Consider the following 22322-nt stretch of genomic DNA (forward strand, 5'->3'; position numbering starts at 1 on the left):
GCCCGCCGTCCTCAGGAGCGTGGATCGCCGAGCCGCACCAGGCAGTCGACGATCGCATCGGCCGCCTCGTCCAGCCGCGGACCGGGCCGCGTCATCAGGTCGAAGCGCGCCGCCGCGAAGCTGCAGACGCGGCCGCGCTTGATCGCGTTCATCGCCGACCAGCCGGGCCGCGCGGCCATCGCCGACAGCTCGCCGAGCGCCGACACCATCAGCACGTCGGGATCGGCGCGAACCACGAACTCGGGGCTCATCTTCGGAAACGGCCCCAGCGTGCCGGGCACCGCGTTCGCGAGGCCCAGGCGCGCGAGCGTCTCGCCGATGAAGGAGCTCTCGCTCGCGGCCGCCATGCCGCCATGCACCTCGAAATAGACGCGCCGGCCCTGCCAGCCAGCGGGCACGCGCGCGCGTGCCGCGTCGAGGCCGGCATCGAGCCGGCGCCAGTAGGCCTCGCCCTTGCCGGGCTGGCCGGTGGCGCGCGCCACGGTCTCCATCACGCGGCGCATGTCGGCATGGGTCTTGGCATCGAGCGCCAGCACGCGGATGCCGAGCCGTTCGAGCGGTTCTGCGGCACGGCTGCGCGGGCGCAGCAGAACGAGGTCGGGCTTGAGCGCGACGATGCGCTCGATGTTCGCGTCGTCGATGCCGCCCACCTGCGGCAGCCGCTGCACCGCCACCGGCCAGTTGGCATGGCGGTCGATGCCCACCAGGCGGTCGCAGGCATCGAGCGCGCAGACGGTCTCGGTCAGCGAGGGCATCAGCGAGACGATGCGCCGCGCGGGCGCCGGCAGCTCGAGCACGCTGCCGCGGTCGTCGTCGAGCCGCACGCCCGCATGGACCAGCGCGGGTCCGCCGAGCGCGAAGGCCGCGGCCAGCGAGAGCGCCGAGGCGAAGTGGCGCGCGGGACGCGGGGAGGGCGCGAGGTCGGGGGACTGGAACATCGGGGCGGAAGGAAGGCGGGACTGCGCCGATTGTCGCCGCCGGGCTCAGGGCTCGCCCCGGTTCGCCAGCCGCTCGCGCCGGAGCGCCTCCTCGGCGCGCGCATCGTTTACTGCGCGCAGCACCTCGCCGAGGTCGACCGGCCCGGCGTCGCGCGGCGGCGCGCCGCTCAACGGGGTTTCGGGCCGCAGCAGGCCACGCTCATAGAGATGCCAGATCTCCTCGCCATGGCGCGTCTCGTGCAGCTCGGGCGCGAAGCGGCCGAAGAACTCGCGCAGGTTCGCCACGTCGCGCAGCAGCATGCGCTGCGCATGGTTGTTGCCCGCGGCGTCGACGGCCTGCGGCAGGTCGATGATCACCGGGCCCTCCGCGCCGAGCAGTACGTTGAACTCCGAGAGGTCGCCGTGCACGATGCCCGCGCACAGCATGCGCATCACCTCGCGCACCAGCGTGGCGTGATGGCGCCGCGCATCGTCGGGCGTGAACTCGACGTCGTTGAGCCGCGGCGCGGCCGCGCCCTCGGCATCGGTCACGAGCTCCATCAGCAGCACGCCCTCCCAGAAGCCGAAGGGCTCGGGCACGCGCACGCCCGCGTCGGCCAGCCGGTAGAGCGCATCGACCTCGGCGCTCTGCCAGTGGCTCTCGGTCATGCGGCGGCCGAAGCGCGTGCCCTTGGCGATGGCGCGGCGCTCGCGCGAGTTGCGGATCTTGCGGTTCTCGGTGTAGTCCACGGCCTGGCGAAAGGCCCGTTTGTCGGCCTCCTTGTAGACCTTGGCGCAACGGGCTTCGTCGCCGCTGTGCACGACGTAGACCATCGCCTCCTTGCCGCTCATGAGCTGGCGGCTGACGCTGTCGATCAGGCCTTCGTCGACCAGGGGTTGGAGTCGGGGCGGGATCTTCACTGCGCGGCCTCCTTCTTCGTGAAGGAAGCGAGCGCGGCGAAGCGCAGGGTGAAAGAGAAAACGAAACGATGCCGCGCGTGCGCGGCTGCTGTATCGAGCATGGGTGTGGGCACCTTGATTCGGAAACGAAAGACCGGGCGCCGCACGCGATGGCGCGCGCGGCGGGCTTGGCGAATCTCGGGCGGGGCTGCGTCGCGTGCAGCGCGGGGGCTGCGACGCTCAGCGAGGCGAAGGCATCAGCGGCGTGCGCGCAATGCGGTCGAGCGGCCGGGCACCGAGACGGTGGTGGGGGCAAGGACTGGCTTGTTCATTGCGTACCTCCTGTGGTGCGTGGTTGTCGAGGGTTGCGAATGTAGTCGCATGCGCGGCAACTGTGAAGCAGGTTGTTGGCACGAGGCCGGCGCTGTGTTCGGCGCGCGACAGCGCCACCTATCGCACATGGCTTCAGGATTCGACAAGGAATGCGTGGCGCGGACGCCCGAAACCATCGTCTTCGCAGCATGCAATTGCTAAACTGGTCGCCACAAGAAGATGCATGAGAACGCACCCTCGCGTGCCGCTTCTCTCGATCCGATCCGCACCGCTTTCGAGATCTTTTCAAATGACGCCTGAACAACGACTGGACCTGTGGCTTGCCGAGGAACGCGAGGTAGTCGAATTGCTTAATTCGGGTCCCGGTGTCGGCGTGGCACGGCCCGCGCAGCTCGTCGGCAAGAGCGGCCTCGAAGTCATGCACGCGATGATGAACGGGCAGCTTCCCTATGCGGAGTTCGCCAAGCACCTGAGCTTCTATGCCATCGCGGCACGCCCGGGCTCGGCCGTGTTCCAGGGCACGCCGCAACGCGAATACCTCAATCCCATGGGCACCATCCATGGCGGCTGGATGACTTCGATCCTCGATTCGGCGCTGGGCTGCGCGGTGCTCGCATCGCTGCCGCCGGGGCAGGTCTACACCACCGCCAGCCTCGAGACCCGCTACGTGAAGGGCCTCACGCTCGACGTGCGGCGCGTGCGCGCCGAGGCCACCGTCACGCGCATCGAAGGCCGCATGGCGCTGGCCGAAGCCAGCCTGATGGGGCCGGACGGTACGCTGTATGCCAAGGCCACCACCGAGTGCCGGCTGTTCGACATGCGCGCGCCGGCGCCCGCCGCCGTGTCGAGGCCGTCGACATCGGCTGCGTCCTAGAAGCGAATCGCCCTTCGGGGCGATTCGCTTTTGGGGCCGGCCTTGTCAGGCCAGCATCTTGCGCAGCACCGCCGAGAGTCCCGAGCCGGCGATCAGCGCGATGAAGAAGCGCATCCAGCCGGCCTTGCGCTGGTAGATGTTGGCGACCCAGATCGCGCCCGTCACGAGGCCGATCAGCCAGGCATCGCGCAGCGACAGCAGGAAGCCCAGCACGTAGGTGCCCTGTATCGCGATGCTGACCCACAGGCCCAGCAGCGACAGCGCGCTGCGCGGCTTCGCGGGTTGCGCGGCCGCGGCGGGCTCGGCCGTGCGCATGTCGTTGCGTGGCGGTGCCTGTTCGACTCGCCGTGCCTCGTCCTGCGCGCGCTGGCGTTCGCGTTCGGCCTCGCGCTTCGCCTTCTTCTCGGCCGCGATCTGCTCGGGCGTCTTCTCGAGCACCGGCTCGGGCGCGCGCGCGGGCTGCCACCACGTGGGAAGGGGCGCGAGCCCGGCGGCCGACTGCTGGCGGAAATGGCCCGCGGGCAGCGGCGCGCGGGCCGGCGCCGGCGCGACGGCGGGCGCCGACGCATGCTTCGCGGCCAATGCCTTCACGCGCCGCAGGTAGGGCTCGGCGCGCGCGGGATCGGCCATCGCGATGAAGTTCGCATAGCCGCGCAGCGCGGCGACCACGTCGTGCTGGCCGTTCCAGTGCAGCCCCTGCGGACCGTGGCGTTCGGCCTGGTGCAGCACGGCGCGAAAGCGCCGCAAGGTGTCGCGGTCGGTCGAGAGCTTGTCGTTGACCACGATGCCGGTCACGTGCTGCTGCTGGTGGCGGCGCATCACCTGCTGCTTCTCGGGATGCACCACGAGGCCCTCGCTGGCCACGATCTGCTTGGCGCGCCACAGCAGCTTGCCGACATCGCGGCCATGCTCGGCATCGGCCGAGAAGCTCAGGTCGTCGGCATAGCGCGTGTAGCGAAAGCCCAGCTTGGCGGCGCAGGCGGCCAGCCGCGCGTCGAGCCGGCGGCACAGCAGGTTGGTGAGCATCGGGCTGGTGGGCGCGCCCTGCGGCAGCACGCGCTCGCCGCGCGCGACGAAGTAGCGCTCGCCGTCGAGCTCGACCTCGTCGGTCGGCGCCTCGGTCGCGAGCAGCGCGAACAGGGTCGCGACCTGCGGCGAGTAGCCGAGCTGGCGGAACACGCCGCGCACGCGGCGCAGGCCGATCGAGGGAAAGAAGTCCTGGAGGTCGAGGTTGACCACCACCGCCTGCCCCACGTGCGGCGCGGCATTGCTGAGGGTCGAGCGGCCCGGCAGGAAGCCGTGCACCGCTTCGTGCACCGGCACCTTGGCCAGCACGTTGTCGAGCACCCAGTACTGCGCGCGCTTGAGCCGCGGCATCGGCGCCGAGATCCGGCGTTCGCCGCCGGTCTTCTTGGGCACGGTGAAGCGCTGGTAGTGGCTCACGCGCGCGACCTCGCGGTGCCAGGCCAGGAAGCGCAGTTCCCCGAGTTCCAGGCCCATGGCGCGCGCGAGGTCGGTGGCGTCGTGCAGCGCCGGCAGCGCATGGCGCGCGAGCGCCTGCTCGTCGCTGCGCGCCTCGTTGAGCCCGCCCGAGACGCCTTCGCCCAGGTACAGCAGCTCGCGCTGGCGCCGGCCGTGCCAGTCGAGCGCGCGCGCATGGCGCTGCTGCGCGAGCCGCTGGCGCGTTTCCTCGCGGCGTTCGCGCGCACGCGCCATGCGTTCCTTGCGCATGGCCCTGAGCGCGGTCTCGCGGTCCTCGATGCCGCGCAGCTCGTTGCCGAGTTCGCTCAGCGCGGCCTGCAGCTCGCCCTCGCGGCGGATCAGTTGCGCCTCGACCGTGGGCTGCGCCGTGTCGCGCGGCCAGAAGCCCAGGCGCTGCATCTCCTCGAGCACGACCTCCTGCTTGGAGCTCGCGCGGATGCGCGCATAGAGCTGCTCGCGCGTGAGCGCCGAATCGGGTACGGAGGAGGGAGGGGGGTGGGTCATGGGCGGTGTGCGCCGCATGGACCGATGCACTGGAAGAAAAAAGATGCGAACGGGACGGGAATCTCGTCGAAGAGCCTGAGGACTGGACAGCTCCACTCGACGCCGTACGCGCATGGTGGCGCGATGAGCTTCGAAGAAGCCGCACCGTCATCGCGCCACCATGCGCGTACGGCACAGTGAAGAGATGTCCAGTGAAGCCTGGGAAGTGCTGAGATCGAGGATGGCGATGCGCCATCCGGATTGCAAGAGCCTTCCCGCCCCGTTCGCAAAACCAGTGTATCAGCCGATGCTTGCAGTCCTTTCTTCCGTGTAGCTCGCGGGCGTCGGTGCGCCCGCGGTGGTGCCAAGGGCCAGCGCGGCCGAGGCCGTGGCCAGGCGCAGCGCGAGCATGTGTTCGCACGGCCCCTTCGTCATGCGCAGGCGGATGAAGTGGTCGCACTGGCATTCGCCGGTGGCCACGCGCTGGTCGGCATCGAGCTGCAGCCGCACCTGATACTGGCGCGAGGACTTGGTGCCGCACAGGCCGCTGAGCAGCAGCCCGCCATCGGCACGAGCCTCGACCTTCGTGTCCTTCAGGCGCCCGGCCTGCACCAGTTCGGCCGCGGCCGCTTCCTCGGGGCTGGCATGGCGCAGCCGCTCCATCGGCAGCGGCTCGCGGCTCAGTTCGCGCAGGCGCCACACGCCGTGCGCGATGTCGTACACCACGCGCCCGGCCTGCACATAGCCGCCGAGCGCCGACTCGACCGTGAGCGGCGAGAGCCCGGTGGCCGCGGCCAGCTCGGCGGTGGTGGCGCGCCAGCGTTCGCCCAGCGCCGCGAACACGCGCAGCAGGCTGTCCTGGTCGACGTCGTGGCGCGGCTGCAGCAGCTCGAAGTGGCCGTTGCGCGACCAGTCGTTGGCGGTCCAGCCCGACAGGCCCAGCGTGAACTCCATGTCGGGCAGCCGCGCGACCCAGAAGCTCGGCATGCCGGTGCCCAGCAGGTGCACCGTGAAGCCCTGCGCCACCGGCACCAGCCGTTCGAGCTGCAGCAGCCGGCGCCGGCCCCAGACGCGGATGTCGATGTCGGCGGGCGCGTCGTGCGAGGAACGCGGGCACACGAGTTCATGGCCCCAGGGCTCGAACAGGATGCGCACCGGCTGCCCGGGCCGCAGGATGAAGCGCAGCGAGCGCGGGCCCGCGCGCTCCTTGCGCCGCCGCAGCACCAGGCAGATGTTGTGCACGTCCATCGGGTGCAGCTGCAGCCGGTGCGCGGGCAACAGCATCGCGCTGCTGACCTGCAGGAAGCCGCGCACCCAGCTGTCGGGCACCTCGATCTTCGGTTCGTGGAAGGCCGGGTCGTTGCCGCTCTGCACCTGGAAGCCGCCGGGATCGATCGCCAGCCGCGTGGCCTTGTAGTCGCGGATCTTCTGGAACTCGTCGTAGAGCGACTCGGAGTAGTCGACGTTGGTGGTGCCGAAGGCATGGTCGCTCACGCGGTCGAAGACCTCGTGGCCGCAGGAGAACATGCCGTAGCTCGACTCGTCCTGGCTGAAGCACTCGAAGAACACGCGGTCGGGATGCACCGTGATCACTGGGTCGAGCACGAACCAGGCTTCGCGGTTGACCTTGTAGAGGTGGTCGAAGTAGCGCTTCTGCGCCTTGTAGAAGGGCTGCAGCATGGCCGACTTGCGCTGGCGCAGCACGTCGAGCTCCTCGCGCAGCGGCGCCATGCGGGCCTTGAGCTCGTCGCTGCGCGCCATGTACTGCGCGAGCAGCTCGCCTTCCTGGCTCGCGAGCCATTCGAGGTAGGCGCTCTTGTCGCGCGGCTGGAAGCGCAGGTCGCCCACCACCACGTCGTGCAGCGCCGACATGCCTTCGCGAAACGGCAGGTGGCGGTTGACCTCGCCGATGAAGTGCACGGGCGCGCGCAGGGTGTCGGGCGCGAACTGCAGCGCGGTGCTGGTGGGCGTCTGCTGCGCGCCCGAGTGGCCGAAATAGCGGTACTGGAACTTCATGCGGCGGGACCTCCGGCGACGGCGGCCCGGCGCGGCGCGACGGCGCGCACGGGCGCGGCCTGCAGCGGGTTCTCGAGCGCCGGATAGCGTTGCTGGATGCTGCGCAGGCCGGCCACGTAGCGGGCGCGCTCGGTGATGGCGCCGCTCACGGCCTGGCGCGCGAACACGCGCGCGACGATGCGCGCCGCCTCTTCGGACTGCTCGGCCTGCGCCGCGAGGAATTCGCTGACGCGCGCCTTCGCGAGCCGGCCGCGGTTGGCCTGCGACAGCACGGTGAGGAAGTAGGGCTCGAGCCGCGCCAGCACCTCGGGCTTGCCGCCCGCGGCGGCCGCCAGCCAGTTGGTCACGAACAGCTGCATGCCGCTCGAGGGATGCTGGCTCAGCTGCAGCATGTAGGTGGTGACGTCGGTGAGTTCGAAATGCGCCGTCAGCAGCTCGCGGCCCAGGCGCTGCGCGCCGGGATCCTTGTGGTCGCACAGGCGCACCAGCAGCGCGGGCGTCCATTGCGGCGACTGGCCCTGCGCCGCGAACCACTGGCGCGCCCAGGCGAGCGCGTCGTCCCAGCGGCTGTCGAAGATGCGCAGCGCGTCGTCGAGCTGCGCGAGCGTGCGCTCGGGTTGCGCGGCGAGCTGTTCGCAGGCCCATTGCCGCGCGGCGGCGGCATCGACCAGCCCCAGGCTCGCGGTCTGCAGCACGTCGAAGGCCTCGGCCGGCTGCTGCGGCAGCAGCCAGGCGCCCAGCCGTTGCGCGCCCTTGCTGCGCGCCTCGAGCAGCCGCACGGTGGTGGCGCTGTCGCCCGCGCGCGTGTGCGCGGCCAGCGGCCCGCACAGCCACTGCAGCAGCGAATCGAACACGCCCTCGGCCGCCTCGGTGCGGAACAGCTCGTCGCGCAGCATCGGCATCAACGCCGCGCCGAAGTCCGGATGGCCAGGCAGCAGCTGCGCGAGCTTGGGCGCGACCGCGCTGCGCACGCGCGGCATCGGGCTGGCGCAGAACACGGCGAAGAGCGCGGGCTGCGCGAGCAGCGTGTCGTCGGGCAGCGCGGTGAACAGGCGCACGCCGGCGCCGCGCAGCCGTTCGTCGTCCGACTGCAGCAATCGCGTCAGCACCTCGATCGGCAGGCCCTGCACGGACGCCGGATGCAGCAGCAGCCACTCGGCCGCGAGCGCGACCACGTCGGGGCTCGCGTGGTCGAACAAGGCCAGCAGCGCGCTCAGCGGCGCCTTCGCGCCGGCTTCGCGCAGCGGGTTCTGCAGCGCCCATTGCAGGTTCTCGCAGATGGCTGCGAGTTCGGGCGCCTGCGCATCGCAGCGCGCGAGCCAGTCGAGCAGCGCGGTGCACAGTGCGTCGAAGCTGTCCGCGGCCTCGGGCTGGCCGGCCGCGGCCTGCAGCAGCAGGCGCGAGGCACGGCGCACCTCGGCGTCGGCCGAGACCAGCAGGCGCAGCAGCAGTTTGACGTCGCGGCTGTAGCGCGCCGGGTCCTCGGCGATCAGGTCGAGCGCATGGCGGCGTGCTTCGTCGAGTGGCGAATCGATCAGCGGCACGAGCCATGAGCCGGCAGGCTCACCGGCCTCGATGCGCTCGCGCACCAGCGCCAGGGCGAAACGCGCCGTGTCGCTCCAGGTGCTCGCGAGCAGCTCGCGCAGCTGGGCGCCATCGAGTGCCTGGCAGAAGCTGCGGTTGTCCTGCAGCGCGCGCGCCGCGAAGGCATGCACGCCGGCACAGCGCGACTGCTGCATCAGCTGCAGCAGCGCCTCGGGATGGCGGTCCCAGCGCTCGGGCCAGGCCTCGCCGCGTTGCGCGCGGCGCTCGGCCGGGGGCGTTTCGCGGCGCCAGTAGAGGCCGCCGGCCAGCGCGGTCCATTCGGGGTCGTGGCGATGCAGCAGCTGCATCACGACCAGCCAGCGGCTGTAGGGTCCGCTGTGCCAGATGCGCGTCTCGCGGTTCCAGCCCGCGTCCTCATGGCGCGCCGCGACGGCCGCGTTCGCATCGTCGGCCGCGAGCAGCACGCCCATCGCGAGCCGCAGCCAGTCGCGCTCGTCGGCCGCACCGCGCAGCGCGAGCCGGCGCAGGGTGCGCCAGGTGCGGCGGCGCAGGTAGTCGTGCGTGCGCTGGCTCAGCGCGAGCCGGCTGTCGGGGCGCACGATCTCCTTCGCGATGTCGACGTAGCGGCCGTTGAGCATCGCCCATTGGCTGGTGCCGCGAAAGCCCGCGCGCTGCGTTTCGATGCGCTGGTTCAGCAGGCCCAGCAGGCGGTAGTCGCCCGCGAACTCGGCACCCTTGTAGAGCCGGCGCCAGGCGCGGAAGCTGCCCGCGGCCGGCGACAGCTGCTGCGCCACATCGTGCAGCGCAAGGTGCGCCAGGCCGGCGGGCTGGTCCTCGTCGAGGCCTTCGAGCAGTGCGAGTTCGAACAGCTGCTGCGTCCAGTCGGTGTGCGCGAGGCTTTGCCAGTGCGCGGGATCGGCGAGCCGTTCGCGCAGCAGCGCGGCGCCATCGGCCACCGGCACCACCTGCGCCTCGGTCCAGGCGCGGCGCAGCGAGCCGGGCCAGTCGTCGACGATGCGCTCGGCCTCCGCGGCACGCCGTTCGGCCGGCCACAGCGCGAGTGCGGCCCAGCGCGCGATGCGCGTCACCTTGGGGTCGGTCGCGCGGCGCGAGAGTTCGACCATCGCCTCGAAGGCGCCCGCGTCGCCGCAGCGGCCGATGGCCCAGGCGATGCAGTAGTCGAGCATCGCGTCGCCGGTCTCGATCAGCTCGACCAGGCGCGGCACCGCCTGAGCGAGCCGGCGTTCGCCGAGACGCCACACGGTGCGGCCGCGGCGCAGCGGCGGGAGCAGGCGCCAGGCATCGGGCGCGATGCGGTTGAGCAGGATGGTGTCGGCCGCAGAAGAGGAGGCGGTGGCCGGTGTCGCGGGTGCCGATGCAACGAGCGGCGCGCCTTCGAGCGCGAGGCCACGCGCGAGTTGCGCGGTCAGTGCGTCGCCGAACACCGCCATCGCCTTGTCGAGCGCGAGCGGCGCGGGCGTCAGCACGGTCTCGCGCCACTGCAGTCCGTCGCGGCTGCTGCTCAGGTGCACCACGTGCCCGGCATCGGCGGGCAGCTCGAACAGTTCGATGGTGGCGTGTTCCGTGACCGCCGATGTCCCCGGTCTCGTTCGTGTGAGTTTCTCGGATCGAATGCGCTTCACGCGGAGGCCTCCCTGCCTTCGGTTGAATGCCCCCGATCGCGCGGTGTGGCCGATCGGGGCAGCCGCCTATCTTAGGCCCTGCAGCTGCATGCTTCGATGACGCTCGAATGAGCGCCGGCTCACCATGCCATCTGCCGCCACGGGCTGTGCTCGTGCGAGAGCAGGTGGGCGGTGGCGCGCTGGAAGGTGTCGGTGTCCTCGGCGATGCGGTCGAGGTCGTGGGTGGCGAGCCAGAACGCGCGCCCGACCACGAAGCTGTCGCCGAAGTCGCGCCACGACTGGTAGGAGGGCTGCGCCATGCGCGCCGCGCTCGCGATCGCGTTCCACGACTCCTCGGCGCGCAGCAGTTGCGCGTCCTGGATCAGCCGGTGCAGCTGCACCAGCCGGCCCATGTCCCAGGCCATGATGCTCGCGGGCAGCGGCCGCGGCAGCTTGTCGAACAGGCCTTCCTCGGCCGCTTCGTGCCAACTTTCGTAGTAGTCGCGTGTGCTCTCGAGATCGAGGCCGCGCGCCACCGCCTCGCCGCGCAGCGCTGCGAGATTGGCCTGCGCCACCGCGGCCGCGTCGCTTCGGCTGCCGCGATGCAGGCGCTCGACCCGCGGGTTCACCACCGCGTAGTGGGCGCGGTGGCCCTGCGAGAGCAGCGACTCCGTGACCTCGCGCGCGCTGCTGGCGTTGGTGACGCCCCAGGCCGAGGCCAGCAGCGCCACGGCGGTGGCGCGGTCGGATTCGGTGGTGAGCGCGTTGATCGGCAGATAGGACTCGGCCGCGTACACCGCGCCGAGCGCGAGGCCGCGATGCTGCGCGGGCGTGAGCGGCGTGCCGTTCTCGAGCCGATTGAAACTGAATGAAAAAAGCTTGCGGACCTTGTCCAGGAATCCCATGGCGCCGCCCCCTTGTGTTCGCCTGTGCGGGCGTAGGCTAGGTGCGCCGGGCGCGCTTCGCCAGTGCCTAAAGTCATTCGGCGTCGTGGCGCGTGCTGTGTAGCATCGCAGCGTCGTGCAATGCCACGGCGCCGTTCGTTCCATCGCATCCGCCGCCATGTCCAGCACCGAACCTCTCGCGCAATCCAGCTTCCTCTACTTCACGGGCCAGGGCTCCGACAAGGTCTACCAGGTCCACCTGCGGCCGAAGGACGAGGGCTGGGTGGTCGACTACGGCAACGGCCGGCGCGGCGGCACGCTGGCCACCGGCACCAAGACCAGCAGCCCGGTCGGCTACGAGGCCGCGCTCAAGATCTACCAGAATGTGGTGAAGGAGAAGACCGGCAAGGGCTACACCACCGATGCCTCGGGCGCGCTCTACACCGCGTCCGAGTTCGCGGGTCGCAGGAGCGGCGAGCTGCCGCAGCTGCCGACGCTCATCGCCGAGACGCAGCTCGCGCGCTACCTCGACGACCCCGGCTGGGGCCTGCAGGAAAAGGCCGATGGCGAGAACCGCATGCTGGTGATCGAGGAAGGCGCCGTGCGTGGCACCAACCGCCGCGGCCTGTTCGTCGACATCCCGCAGGCCTGGGTCGCGACCGCCGCGCTGCCAGCGGGCCGCGCGGTGATCGCGGGCGAACACGTGGGCGATGGCTTCCTGGCCTTCGACCTGCTCGAGGCCGGCGGCGAGGATTTGCGCGCGCAGGCTTTTGTCGAACGCTTCCGGCGGCTCGAGGCCTTCGCGATCGCATTGCCATGGATGGCCGTGCTGCCGCTCGAGACCGAGGCCTCGGCCAAGCACCGGCGCGCGGCCGAGCTGCGTGCCGCGCATGGCGAGGGCTTCGTGCTCAAGGCGCTGGCCGCGCCCTTCGCCGCGGGGCGCAGCAACGCGAGCCTCAAGTTCAAGTTCCAGCAGAGCGCGACCTGCGAGGTGCTGCGCGTCAATGCGCAGCGCTCGGTGGCCGTGGGCCTGCGCGACGAGGCCGGCGTGCTGGTCGACCTCGGCAACGTGACCGTGCCGCCGAACGAGGCGCTGCCCGCGCCCGGCACGCTGGTCGAGGTGCGCTATCTCTATCGTTATGCGGGTGGCAGCTTCGAGCAGCCGGTCTATCGCGGGCAGCGGCCCGACATGGCGGCCGAAGATGCACTGCTGTCGCAGGTCACGCGCATCAAGGACCGCAGTGCGGTCGCGGAAGAAGAGCGCGACGATGGGAGCGACGTCGCGTGAGGGGCCTGCACCGCATCGCCTGCGGCCTGGCCATGATCGTCGCGCTCGCGGGCTGCGAGCGGCCGGAGCCGCCGCCACCGCTGAGCAAGGAGGCGCAGATCACGCGCGATGCGCCGCCCGAACTGATGTTCCGCGGCACCTTCGCAGGGCGGCCGATCCATCTGGTCGTGAACGACTGCGAGGTCTACAGCGTGCGCAGCCTCGAGGGCGGCGAGGTCGAATGGACCTCGGTGCTCAAGCCCGAGTTCTATCCCTTCTTCAGCGTCTGCCAGCGCCAGTCGCTGCAGGTCGAGGGCAGCGTGATGACGGCCCGACTGGGCCGCATGGCGGTCGGTGCCGGCGGTTGCTGCGCCACCGGCGGCACCTACCGCTCCACCGACGGCATCGCCTGGAAGCGGACCGGGTACTGACACCCGGCACTCGCGACGCGGCTCAGGCCACGACGATGCGGCCGGGATCCGCCGAGCGCAGGATCTCGGCGCGGTCGCCGGTGGGCGGATAGATCCACTCGGTGTTGATCTGGTGCTTGAGCGCTTTCGCCTCGGCACCTTCCATCTTCACTTCGCGCGACCAACCCTCGGTGTACACGGCGCCCCAGGGACCGAGGTCCAGGCAGGTCACGTACTTGGGCTGCGAATAGGCGATCTTGGGCAGCCCCAGCAGGTCGGCCGCGACGTTGTGGCCGGCCGAGCGTCCGAGCGCCATCGCGTGCTGGCACGACATCATCGCGACATTGCCATCGTCGTCGGTGGCGGCGCGCGCGGCATCGCCCGTGACGAAGACGTTCGGAACGCCCGGTACCTGCAGGTTGCGGTCGACGAGGATCCGGCCCGCGGCATCGCGCTCGGCGGGGATTTGCTGCGTCAACGCGGTTGCGCGCATGCCGGCGGTCCAGATCACCGTTGCTGCCTCGATGCGTTCGCCGCCCGAGGTGGTGATTCCTTCGGCGTCGATGCTCTCGACCTCCACGCCCAGCCGCCAGCTGACGCCCTGCGACTTCAGCGCCTTCTCGATCACGGGTCGCGGGCCCGGTCCGAGGTCGGGGCCGATCGCATCGGCGCGCTCGACGACGATCACGCGCGGCTCGATGTCGCCGCCCATGATCTCGCGCAGCCGCGCGGGCATCTCGGCCGCGGTCTCGATGCCGGTGAAGCCGCCGCCGACCACCACGATGGTGTTGCGCGCGAGCGAGGAGGGCTGTCTGGCGAGCTTGCGCAGGTGCGCGTCGAGCGCCACGGCGTCCTCGTACTGGTCGACGCTCAGCGCGTGCGCATGCAGGCCGGGCACCGGCGGGCGGAAGAGCTGGCTGCCCGCGGCGAGCACCAGCCTGTCGTAGGCGAGCGTCTGGCGCGCGCCCGCGGCGTCGACCACGTCGACCTCCTGCGCATCGGTGCGGATGTGGTCCACGCGTGCCGCGAGGAAGCGCACGCCGACGGTATCGAACACGGACTGCAGCGGCGCCTTCATCGCCTCCTGCGGCACTTCGTAGAGGCGAGGGCGCACATGCAGCGTGGGCTCGGGCGCGACCAGCAGGATCTCCACGCCGTCGTTCGCATGGCCTGCCATGTCGAGTGCGCGCGCGGCGCTCAAGGCGCTCCACATGCCGGCAAAGCCGGCGCCTACAACCAGGATTCGTTGGGTCATTTTGGATGGTTCGGTTCTTCGGGGTTCATGTCCCGCGGCGCATCGCGAAGGGTGCGGCGCGCACGGGGTCTTCAAGACGATCCGGTGTGGATCGCTTAACTACGACTATACTGGTCGTAGTAAAAATTTCAATCGCCGATTTCATGAACCGACCCCTCGCCATGCTGGGCGCGTACACGAACATCCTTCGATGCGAGTCCGCGATCGCGGCGGGCGACGAGACGTGGCGCTCGGTCGCCGCGCTGATGCTGCCGTGCTATCGCAACGCGCTGAAGGTGTTGGCCCAGGGCCTGAGCGCCGATGAGCAGCGGGCGTTCGAGCGGCTGGTGGTCGACATCCATGCCGACGGCGAATCCATGCGGGTCGCCGCCAACGACCCTCGTTAGACGCACGGCATCCGCCCGTGCACATCCGCAACGCCAACCCAAGGAAGACCTTCCATGAAAACCGCATCGCTCGCTCGCGCTCCTCGCCTTCATCACCGGGGGCTCCGCTGTCGCGGCACCGCCGGAGCCGCAACGCGAAGTCATCGTTCCGGCCTTCGCCCATGCGATCGCCAACGTGCCCGGCAAGACGCTCACGGCGCTGGTCGTCAGTTACGCCCCCGGCGCGAAGACGCCCGCGCATCGCCACGGCCAGGCCTTCGTCGTGGGCTATGTGCTGGAAGGCGCGATCCGCAGCAAGCTCGACAACGGCCAGGAGGTCGTCTATCGCGCGGGCGAGAGCTGGACCGAGCAGCCCGGTGCTCATCACGCGGTGAGCGACAACGCGAGCGCCACCGAACCCGCGAAGCTGCTCGCGATCTTCGTGGCCGATTCGAAGGAGAAGAACCTGGTCGCGCTCGACAAGAAGTGAGCGCCGCGCGAGGGGTGGCTCAGTTACGATCCGCCCCTCCATTCCCACGGGAGCCAGCTTGAGCCACATCAGTGCCGGTGTCGAATACGGACTGCATTGCCTTCTCTATTTGTCGGGGCCTCCCACCGGAGTCACCGAAGCCAGCGTGCGCGACCTCGCCGAGCTCCAGGGCCTGTCGGTGGAGTTTGTGGCCAAGCTCTTCACCAAGCTGCGCAAGGCCGGCCTGACCGAGGCGACCGAGGGAAAGAACGGCGGCTTCCGCCTGGCCAGGCCCGCCGACCGGATCAGCGTGCTCGACGTGGTGGAAGCCATCGACGGACCGAAGGCGCTGTTCGAGTGCCGCGAGATCCGCGGGCGCTGCGCGGTCTTCGACGGCGAGGCGCCGCGCTGGGCGATGGATGGCGTCTGCTCGATCCACGCCGTGATGCTCGAGGCCGAGGAACGGATGCGGCAGGTGCTCTCCTCCCAGACGCTGGCCGACCTGGCCGGGCGTGTCGGCGCCAAGGCACCGCACAGCCATGCGGGCAAGGTCGTGCATTGGATCGAGACGCGCAAGGCGCAGGGTTGATGCATATCCGCTGAGGCCCGGGAGGATCCGGCGACCGGGCCGAGGCCCCCGCGAAAACGCGCTCCCCGCGCGCCGCACCGTGCCGCACAATGCGGGCCGACACGCCCCCCAAGATCTAGGAGACACCCCGTGGGAGAACTTCTCTCGCTCCTGCGCTTCAGCGCCGGCTCGGGCCATATCTGGCTGGACGAGCAGCGCATGCTGCTCCTGCATGCGCGCGCCTTCGCCGAGCTGCGCAAGGAACTGCTCGACTCGCTCGGCATCGAGCGCGCGCGCGGCCTGCTGGTGCGCATGGGCTTCGCGTCGGGCCTGCGCGACGGCGAGGTGGCGGTGCGCGAGCGCCGCGCCGGCATGCGCGCGGAAGACGCCTTCATGCTCGGGCCGCGCCTGCATTCGATCGAGGGCATCGTCTCGGTGCAGAAGACGCAGCTCGAGTTCGACATCGCGACCAGGCAGTTCTATGGCGAGTTCCTCTGGGAGAACTCGTGGGAGTGCGAGGCCCACGTGGCCGACTTCGGCTATGGCGAGGACCCGCAGTGCTGGTCGCAGATCGGCTATGCCTCGGGCTACACCACGGCCTTCATGGGGCGCATGGTGGTGTTCAAGGAGGTCGAGTGCACGAGCATGGGCGACAGCCGCTGCCGCATCGTCGGCCAGCCGGCCGAGGACTGGCACGACGACCACTACCTCGACTACTTCCGCCAGCACCACGTGGCCGAGAACCTGATCGAGTTCAACCTCGGGTTGCAACACATCCGCCGGCTGCAGCCGCGGCGCGAATACGACCAGAAGCTGGTCGGCGTGTCGCCGGGCTTCCGCGCCGCCTTCGAGCTGATGCGCAGCGCGGTCGACAGCGCGATCACGGTGCTGCTGCTCGGCGAGACCGGCGTGGGCAAGGAGGTGTTCGCGCGCTGGCTGCACGACAACGGCCCGCGCGCGCGCCAGCCCTTCATCGCGGTGAACTGCGCCGCGATCCCGGCCGATCTGATGGAGGCGGAGCTGTTCGGCGTGGAGAAGGGCGCCTACACCGGCGCCCACCATGCGCGCGCCGGCCGCTTCGAGCGCGCGCACGGCGGCACGCTGTTCCTCGACGAGGTCGGCGACCTGCCGCTGGCCGCGCAGGTCAAGCTGCTGCGCGTGCTGCAGACCGGCGAGGTCGAGCGCCTGGGCGCCGAGCAGCCGATCAAGGTCGACGTGCGCATCGTCGCCGCCACCAACGTCAACCTGCAGCAGGCGATGCAGGCCGGGCGCTTCCGCACCGACCTGTTCTATCGGCTCAACACCTTCCCGATCTCGATCCCGCCGCTGCGCGAGCGTACGGCCGACATCCCGGCGCTGGTCGCGCGCTTCGTCGAGAAATACAGCGCGCTCTACGGCAAGAAGCTGCGCGGCCTGACCGACAAGGCCGCGCGCGACGTGCAGAAGCACGCCTGGCCCGGCAACATCCGCGAGCTCGAGAACGTGATCGAGCGCGCCGTGCTGCTGGCACCCGACCACGGCGACATCGAGGCCAGCCACCTGTGGATGTCGCCGCCCGGCACGCCCGACGGCAGCGGGCTCGATGCCAAGGGCCAGGTCGGCGCGCCGGCCGAGGCCGCGGGCGAGGGCAGCGAGCTCGACGCGCTGTGCCAGCGCGTGCTCGAGCAGAACATCGACATCGCCTCGCTCGAGCGGCGCCTGATGCAGACCGCGATGCAGCGCGCCAAGGGCAATCTCTCGCAGGCCGCGCGCCTGCTGGGCATCACGCGGCCGCAACTGGCCTACCGCCTCAAGAAGGAAGGCCTGCCGGCCTCCTGAGCCGTTCGCGGCGTTTTCACCATTTGATCAAGCTGCACCGCAGCAAATGATCAAACGAGCATCCGGGACTACCCGGTGCTCGCGGCCCGCCGGCATCGCGGGCCTTTGCAAATCAATCACTTAGCCGCGCTGGCACGCCCGTTGCCCTTATTGGCACGGGCGGCGCCGTTGTCGTCCACCAAGTGATGGATTGAACAAGTGATGCCTTCGATGCCTGCGAGCCACCCCAGCGACAGCGCGGCCCGGATGACCGGCCAGCCCTGTTTCGTGCGCGTGACCGGTACCCGTGATGCCCGCTTCGTCGAGTTCGAGTTCGCCATCGGCGACCCCGAGCTCGCGGTCGAGCTGGTGTTGCTGTTCGACCAGTTCCGCGAGTTCTGCACCCGCCACGAGGTGCGCCACCTGACGACCGAGGAGGGCGCGCGCCTGGACTTCGAGCGCATGAAGTGGCGCTTCGGCGCGCCCGGCATCGAGCACTGAAACGCCCACCCACCGTTTTTTCCAAAGAGACAACCCAAGGAGACCCCACCGTGCAAGTCGACATCAAGACCTCGGACATCCGGCCGATCCGCCAGACCTTCTCGCACGTGGCGCGGCGGCTCGGCGACAAGCCGGCCTCGCGCTACCAGGAGGCCACGCTGGACATGCAGCCCACGGCCAACTTCCACTACCGGCCGCTGTGGGATCCGCAGCACGAGCTCTACGACAAGCGCCGCACCGCGATCGTCATGGCTGACTGGTATGCGTTCAAGGATCCGCGCCATTTCTATTACGGCGTCTACACGATGACGCGCGCGCGCCAGCAGGAGGGCGCAGACCGGCAGTTCGAGTTCGCCGACAAGCGCCAGCTGCTGGCGCAGGCCGATGCCGGCGTGCGCGAGTCGCTGCAGCAGGTGCTGGTGCCGCTGCGCCACTACGAGTGGGGCGCGAACATGAACCACAGCTACTGCTGCGGCTACGGCTACGGCACCGCGATCACGCAGCCCTTCGTCTTCGCGGCCATGGACCGGCTCGGCATCGCGCAGTACCTCTCGCGCATCGGCCTGCAGCTCGACGGCAACTCGGGCCAGGCGCTCGACGCCGGCAAGGAGGCCTGGCTGTCGCATCCGGCCTGGCAGGGCGTGCGCCGCACGATGGAGAACCTGTTCGTCACCAAGGACTGGTTCGAGCTGTTCGTGGCGCAGAACCTGGTGTTCGACGGCCTGCTGTACCCGCTGGTCTACCGCCACTACGTGAACGCGCAAGGCGCGGCCACCGGCCATGCGCTGGCGATGCTGACCGAGTTCATGAACGAGTGGTTCGAAGAGAACGCGCGCTGGGTCGATGCCACGCTGAAGACCGCGGCCGACGAGTCGCCTGCCAATGCCCGGAAGCTCGCGGCCTGGTACGCCGACTGGCGCGCGCAGATCGCCGAGGCGCTCGCGCCGCTGGCCGCGCTGGCGCTCGGCGCCCAGGGCGCGCCCGTGCTGCAGGAACTCGCCACGGCGCTCGACGCCCGCTTCGCACGCTCGGTGCGCACCGCCTGAATCACCACCGCAAGGAGACCCATCCCCATGACCACCGCCACCGCAGAACTCTCCCGCACGCCGGTTTTCATCGCGCTGCAGATCAGCGAGAGCGCCCGCGCCATCGTCGAGGCCATCGTGGCCGACAACCCCGAGGCCAGCGTCAGCGAGTACCCCGCCATGGTCAAGATCGACGCGCCCGGCCGGCTCACGCTGCGCCGCGCCACGGTCGAGTCGCTGCTCGGCCGCCGCTGGGACCTGCAGGAGCTGCACCTGAGCCTGATCTCGCTGTCGGGAAGCATCGAGGAAACCGACGACGAGTTCACGCTGCACTGGGGCGCCTGAGCGCGCACCCCGAGAACCACCGCACCCACAACGACAACGCACAGGACGACAACGCCATGACGACCCCCAACAGCAGCACCGGCAAGCGCCTCGGCCTCAAGGAACGCTACGCCATGATGACCCGCGGTCTCGGCTGGGAGACCAGCTACCAGTCGATGGACGACGTGTTCCCCTTCGACCGGTTCGAGGGCATCAAGATCCACGACTGGGACCAGTGGGAGGACCCGTTCCGCCTCACGATGGACGCCTACTGGAAGTTCCAGGGCGAGAAGGAGAAGAAGCTCTACGCGATCATCGACGCGTTCCAGCAGAACAACGGCCAGTTCAACATCAGCGACCCGCGCTACCTGAACACGCTGAAGCTGTTCCTCACGGGCGTGTCGCCGCTCGAGTACGCGGCGCACCGCGGCTATGCGATGGCCGGGCGGTCGTTTCGCGGCGTGGGCGCGCGCGTGGCCTGCCAGATGCAGTCGATCGACGAGCTGCGCCATGCGCAGACGCAGTTCCACACCATCAGCCACTTCAACAAGTACTTCAACGGCCTGCACGATCCGCAGCACATGCACGACCGCGTGTGGTACCTGTCGGTGCCCAAGAGCTACTTCGAGGACGCGATGAGCGCGGGGCCCTTCGAGTTCGTGACCGCGATCTCGTTCTCGTTCGAGTACGTGCTGACCAACCTGCTGTTCATGCCCTTCATGAGCGGCGCCGCCTACAACGGCGACATGGCCACCGTGACCTTCGGCTTCTCGGCCCAGAGCGACGAGTCGCGCCACATGACGCTGGGCCTGGAGGTGGTGAAGTTCATCCTCGAGCAGGACCCGGGCAACGTGCCGATCGTGCAGAAGTGGGTCGACAAGTGGTTCTGGCGCGGCTACCGGCTGCTGACGCTGGTGTCGATGATGATGGACTACATGCTGCCCAAGCGGGTGATGAGCTGGTCCGAGGCCTGGGAGATGTATTTCGAGAAGAACGGCGGTGCGCTGTTCCAGGACCTCTCGCGCTACGGCATCCGCATGCCCAAGTACCACGAGGTGGCGAGCAAGGAGAAGGGCCGCCTCTCGCACGAGGCCTGGGCCATCTTCAACAACTACGGCCACGCGGCCAACATCAACGTGTGGGCACCGCGCCCCGACGAGATGGAGTGGCTGTCGGCCAAGTACCCCGACACCTTCGATGCGCTGTACCGCCCGCGCTTCGAATGGCTGGCCGCGCAGGAGCAGCAGGGCAAGCGCTGGTTCAACAACACGCTGCCGATGCTGTGCCAGACCTGCCAGATCCCGATGGCCTTCACCGAGCCCGACGACCCGACAAAGATCTGCTATCGCGAGAGCAGCTACCACGGCATGAAGTACCACTTCTGCTCCGACGGCTGCAAGGACGTGTTCGACGGCGAGCCCGAGAAGTACGTGCAGGCCTGGCTGCCGGTGCACCAGATCTACCAGGGCAACTGCTTCCCCGAGGGCACCGACCCGACGGTCGAGGGCTTCAACCCGCTCGCGGCGGTGCTCGACTACTACCACATCAACGTGGGCGCGGACAACGGCGAGTTCAACGGCTCCCCGGACCAGGTGAACTGGGATCGGTGGACGGGACAGGACACCTCGGGCGAGCGCCGCGCTCCGCCCGAGCAAGAGGCGATCGTCGCTTGAGCCACAACGCGAAGCCGTCACTCATCCAGGAGAAAAAACATGTCCGTCATTGCACTCGCCCCGGGCTACACCGGCGCCGTCGCCGATGCCGAGGAGCGCTTCCACGGCAACCGCCTGCTCTACATCGGCTGGGAAGACCACCTGCTGTTCTGTTCGCCCGTGTGCCTGCCGCTGCCCGCGGCCATGCCCTTCGGCGCGCTGCTGTCGCAGGTGCTGCCCGGCGTCTACGGCAGCCATCCCGATTTCGAAAGGATCGACTGGACCAAGGCCGAGTGGTTCGACTCGGGCAAGCCCTTCGTGCCCGATGCCGCGAAGTCGCTGGCCGACAACGGCCTGGTCCACAAGTCGGCGATCCGCTTCCGCACGCCGGGCCTGCGCGGCATCGAGGGTTCGTGCAGCTGAGGCTGCCCACCGAGCAAGGAGCGATGCCATGAGCTTCCAGATCATGATCGAGCCGCTGGGCCAGGGCGTGGCGGCGCGCGACGGCCAGACGGTGCTCGATGCCTGCCTGCGCGCGGGCGTGTGGCTGCCGCACGCCTGCGGCCACGGGGTGTGCGGCACCTGCAAGGTGCAGGTGCTCGAGGGCGAATGCGACCACGGCGATGCCTCGAACTTCGCGCTGATGGATTTCGAGCGCGACGAGGGCAAGATCCTGGCGTGCTGCGCGATGGCGCAGGCCGACCTGGTGATCGAGGCCGAGATCGACGAGGACCCCGACGCGCGCTTCCTGCCGCTCGAGGACTTCGATGCCGAGGTGGTGGAGGCGCGCATGCTGACGCCGACGATCCGCGGGCTGTGGCTGCGCACGGAACGCGCGGCCTCGTTCCAGGCCGGGCAGTACGTGATGCTGCAGGTGCCGGGCGTGGAAGGGGCGCGCGCCTTCTCGATCGCGAATGCACCGGGCGAGGACCTGATCGAGCTGCACATCCGCCGCGTGCCCGGCGGCCGCGCCACGGGCTGGCTGCACGACGAACTGCAGCCGGGCCAGCGGCTGCGCTTCACGGCCCCCAACGGCCGCTTCTTCGTGCGCAAGTCGGCGCGGCTGCCGATGATCTTCGTGGCCGGAGGCTCGGGGCTGTCGAGCCCGAAGTCGATGGTGCTCGACCTGCTGGCCGAGGGCTGCACCTTGCCGATCACGCTGATCCAGGGTGCGCGCAATGCCGAGGAGCTGTACTACCGCGAGCTGTTCGAGCAGTTGGCGGACGCACATCCGAACTTCACCTATCTGCCGGTGCTGTCGGACCTGCCCGAAGGCTCGGACTGGGCCGGTGCGCGGGGCTATGCGCACGAAGCGCTGAAGGCGCATTTCGCGAACGACTTCCGGGGGCACAAGGCCTACCTGTGCGGTCCGCCGCCGATGACCGAGGCCTGTATCGCAACGCTGATGCAGGGGCGGCTGTTCGAGCGCGATATCTATACCGAGAAGTTCTTTACGGCGGCGGATGCGGCTTCTGCCGCGCCTCGCAGTCCCTTGTTCAAGGCGCTCTAGATGACGTGGCTTCGTTTCATCGAGGAGACGTCGGGGCGGGCGCACGCCGACGGGGTACTCCCCTCCGCGAATGTCCCCCGCCTTCGGCTCCTCCTTGATTTCGCTGCGGGGAGTACCCCATCG

General features: G+C 69.7%; 20 protein-coding genes. 13 read left to right on the top strand and 7 right to left on the bottom strand.

Going from position 1 to position 22322, the window contains the following annotated elements; genetic code table 11:
* Positions 1-11 precede the first annotated feature (11 nt).
* Both KV106_RS33755 and KV106_RS33760 read right to left on the bottom strand, forming a co-directional pair.
* Positions 12-938 (bottom strand): ABC transporter substrate-binding protein, encoded by a 927-nt coding sequence (locus KV106_RS33755; protein WP_261215923.1) that lies wholly within the window; start codon positions 936-938, stop codon positions 12-14.
* Between the two features lie 45 nt (positions 939-983).
* Positions 984-1838, bottom strand: a complete 855-nt coding sequence (locus KV106_RS33760; RefSeq protein WP_261215925.1) for a PA4780 family RIO1-like protein kinase — start codon at positions 1836-1838, stop codon at positions 984-986.
* A 601-nt stretch (positions 1839-2439) separates the two neighbouring features.
* Here KV106_RS33760 and KV106_RS33765 point away from each other — a divergent pair.
* Entirely contained in the window at positions 2440-3024 is a 585-nt protein-coding gene (locus KV106_RS33765) for a PaaI family thioesterase (protein ID WP_261215927.1), read from the top strand.
* Between the two features lie 45 nt (positions 3025-3069).
* Here KV106_RS33765 and KV106_RS33770 read toward each other — a convergent pair whose 3' ends face one another.
* The 4 genes from KV106_RS33770 to KV106_RS33785 all read right to left on the bottom strand — a co-directional run bounded on the left by KV106_RS33770 (position 3070) and on the right by KV106_RS33785 (position 11077).
* Positions 3070-5010, bottom strand: coding sequence for a reverse transcriptase family protein (locus KV106_RS33770; RefSeq protein WP_261215929.1), 1941 nt, complete (start codon positions 5008-5010; stop codon positions 3070-3072).
* 279 nt (positions 5011-5289) lie between these two features.
* The gene (locus KV106_RS33775; RefSeq protein WP_261215931.1) at positions 5290-7005 is read right to left on the bottom strand and encodes an SWIM zinc finger family protein; all 1716 of its coding nucleotides are present in this window, start codon (positions 7003-7005) and stop codon (positions 5290-5292) included.
* On the bottom strand, positions 7002-10193 hold the full coding sequence (locus KV106_RS33780) for a hypothetical protein (RefSeq protein ID WP_261215933.1): 3192 nt from the start codon (positions 10191-10193) through the stop codon (positions 7002-7004). The genes KV106_RS33775 and KV106_RS33780 overlap by 4 nt, the downstream gene beginning before the upstream one ends.
* 119 nt (positions 10194-10312) lie before the next feature.
* Positions 10313-11077 carry a DUF1266 domain-containing protein gene (locus KV106_RS33785; RefSeq protein WP_261215935.1) on the bottom strand — a complete coding sequence of 255 codons (765 nt, stop codon included), beginning with the start codon at positions 11075-11077 and terminating at the stop codon, positions 10313-10315.
* A gap of 157 nt (positions 11078-11234) precedes the next feature.
* Between KV106_RS33785 and KV106_RS33790 the strand changes: the two genes are divergently transcribed.
* Complete coding sequence (locus KV106_RS33790; protein ID WP_261215937.1) at positions 11235-12344, top strand: ATP-dependent DNA ligase; 1110 nt, start codon at positions 11235-11237, stop codon at positions 12342-12344.
* On the top strand, positions 12341-12754 hold the full coding sequence (locus KV106_RS33795) for a hypothetical protein (protein WP_409976586.1): 414 nt from the start codon (positions 12341-12343) through the stop codon (positions 12752-12754). The genes KV106_RS33790 and KV106_RS33795 overlap by 4 nt, the downstream gene beginning before the upstream one ends.
* 22 nt (positions 12755-12776) lie before the next feature.
* Here the strand turns inward: KV106_RS33795 and KV106_RS33800 are convergent, their stop codons facing one another.
* Entirely contained in the window at positions 12777-13988 is a 1212-nt protein-coding gene (locus KV106_RS33800; RefSeq protein WP_261215939.1) for an NAD(P)/FAD-dependent oxidoreductase, read from the bottom strand.
* 143 nt (positions 13989-14131) lie between these two features.
* Between KV106_RS33800 and KV106_RS33805 the strand changes: the two genes are divergently transcribed.
* The 10 genes from KV106_RS33805 (at position 14132) to KV106_RS33850 (ending at position 22199) form a co-directional block, all read left to right on the top strand.
* Positions 14132-14374, top strand: a complete 243-nt coding sequence (locus KV106_RS33805) for a hypothetical protein (RefSeq protein WP_261215941.1) — start codon at positions 14132-14134, stop codon at positions 14372-14374.
* 91 nt (positions 14375-14465) lie between these two features.
* On the top strand, positions 14466-14843 hold the full coding sequence (locus tag KV106_RS33810; RefSeq protein WP_261215987.1) for a cupin domain-containing protein: 378 nt from the start codon (positions 14466-14468) through the stop codon (positions 14841-14843).
* A gap of 58 nt (positions 14844-14901) precedes the next feature.
* Positions 14902-15411, top strand: a complete 510-nt coding sequence (locus KV106_RS33815; RefSeq protein WP_261215943.1) for an RrF2 family transcriptional regulator — start codon at positions 14902-14904, stop codon at positions 15409-15411.
* 129 nt (positions 15412-15540) lie between these two features.
* Complete coding sequence (locus KV106_RS33820; RefSeq protein WP_261215954.1) at positions 15541-17208, top strand: sigma-54-dependent Fis family transcriptional regulator; 1668 nt, start codon at positions 15541-15543, stop codon at positions 17206-17208.
* A gap of 210 nt (positions 17209-17418) precedes the next feature.
* Complete coding sequence (locus tag KV106_RS33825; RefSeq protein WP_172705560.1) at positions 17419-17688, top strand: phenol hydroxylase subunit; 270 nt, start codon at positions 17419-17421, stop codon at positions 17686-17688.
* A gap of 50 nt (positions 17689-17738) precedes the next feature.
* Entirely contained in the window at positions 17739-18734 is a 996-nt protein-coding gene (locus tag KV106_RS33830; RefSeq protein ID WP_261215959.1) for an aromatic/alkene monooxygenase hydroxylase subunit beta, read from the top strand.
* A gap of 27 nt (positions 18735-18761) precedes the next feature.
* Complete coding sequence (locus tag KV106_RS33835; RefSeq protein ID WP_057597160.1) at positions 18762-19058, top strand: MmoB/DmpM family protein; 297 nt, start codon at positions 18762-18764, stop codon at positions 19056-19058.
* Between the two features lie 56 nt (positions 19059-19114).
* On the top strand, positions 19115-20710 hold the full coding sequence (locus KV106_RS33840; RefSeq protein WP_261215963.1) for an aromatic/alkene/methane monooxygenase hydroxylase/oxygenase subunit alpha: 1596 nt from the start codon (positions 19115-19117) through the stop codon (positions 20708-20710).
* 39 nt (positions 20711-20749) lie between these two features.
* Complete coding sequence (locus tag KV106_RS33845; RefSeq protein WP_261215966.1) at positions 20750-21112, top strand: phenol hydroxylase subunit P4; 363 nt, start codon at positions 20750-20752, stop codon at positions 21110-21112.
* 28 nt (positions 21113-21140) lie between these two features.
* Complete coding sequence (locus KV106_RS33850) at positions 21141-22199, top strand: NADH:ubiquinone reductase (Na(+)-transporting) subunit F (RefSeq protein WP_261215969.1); 1059 nt, start codon at positions 21141-21143, stop codon at positions 22197-22199.
* The last annotated feature ends 123 nt before the right edge of the window (positions 22200-22322 follow it).

This window comes from Variovorax endophyticus (assembly GCF_025376855.1).
Taxonomy (GTDB): Bacteria; Pseudomonadota; Gammaproteobacteria; order Burkholderiales; family Burkholderiaceae_C; genus Variovorax.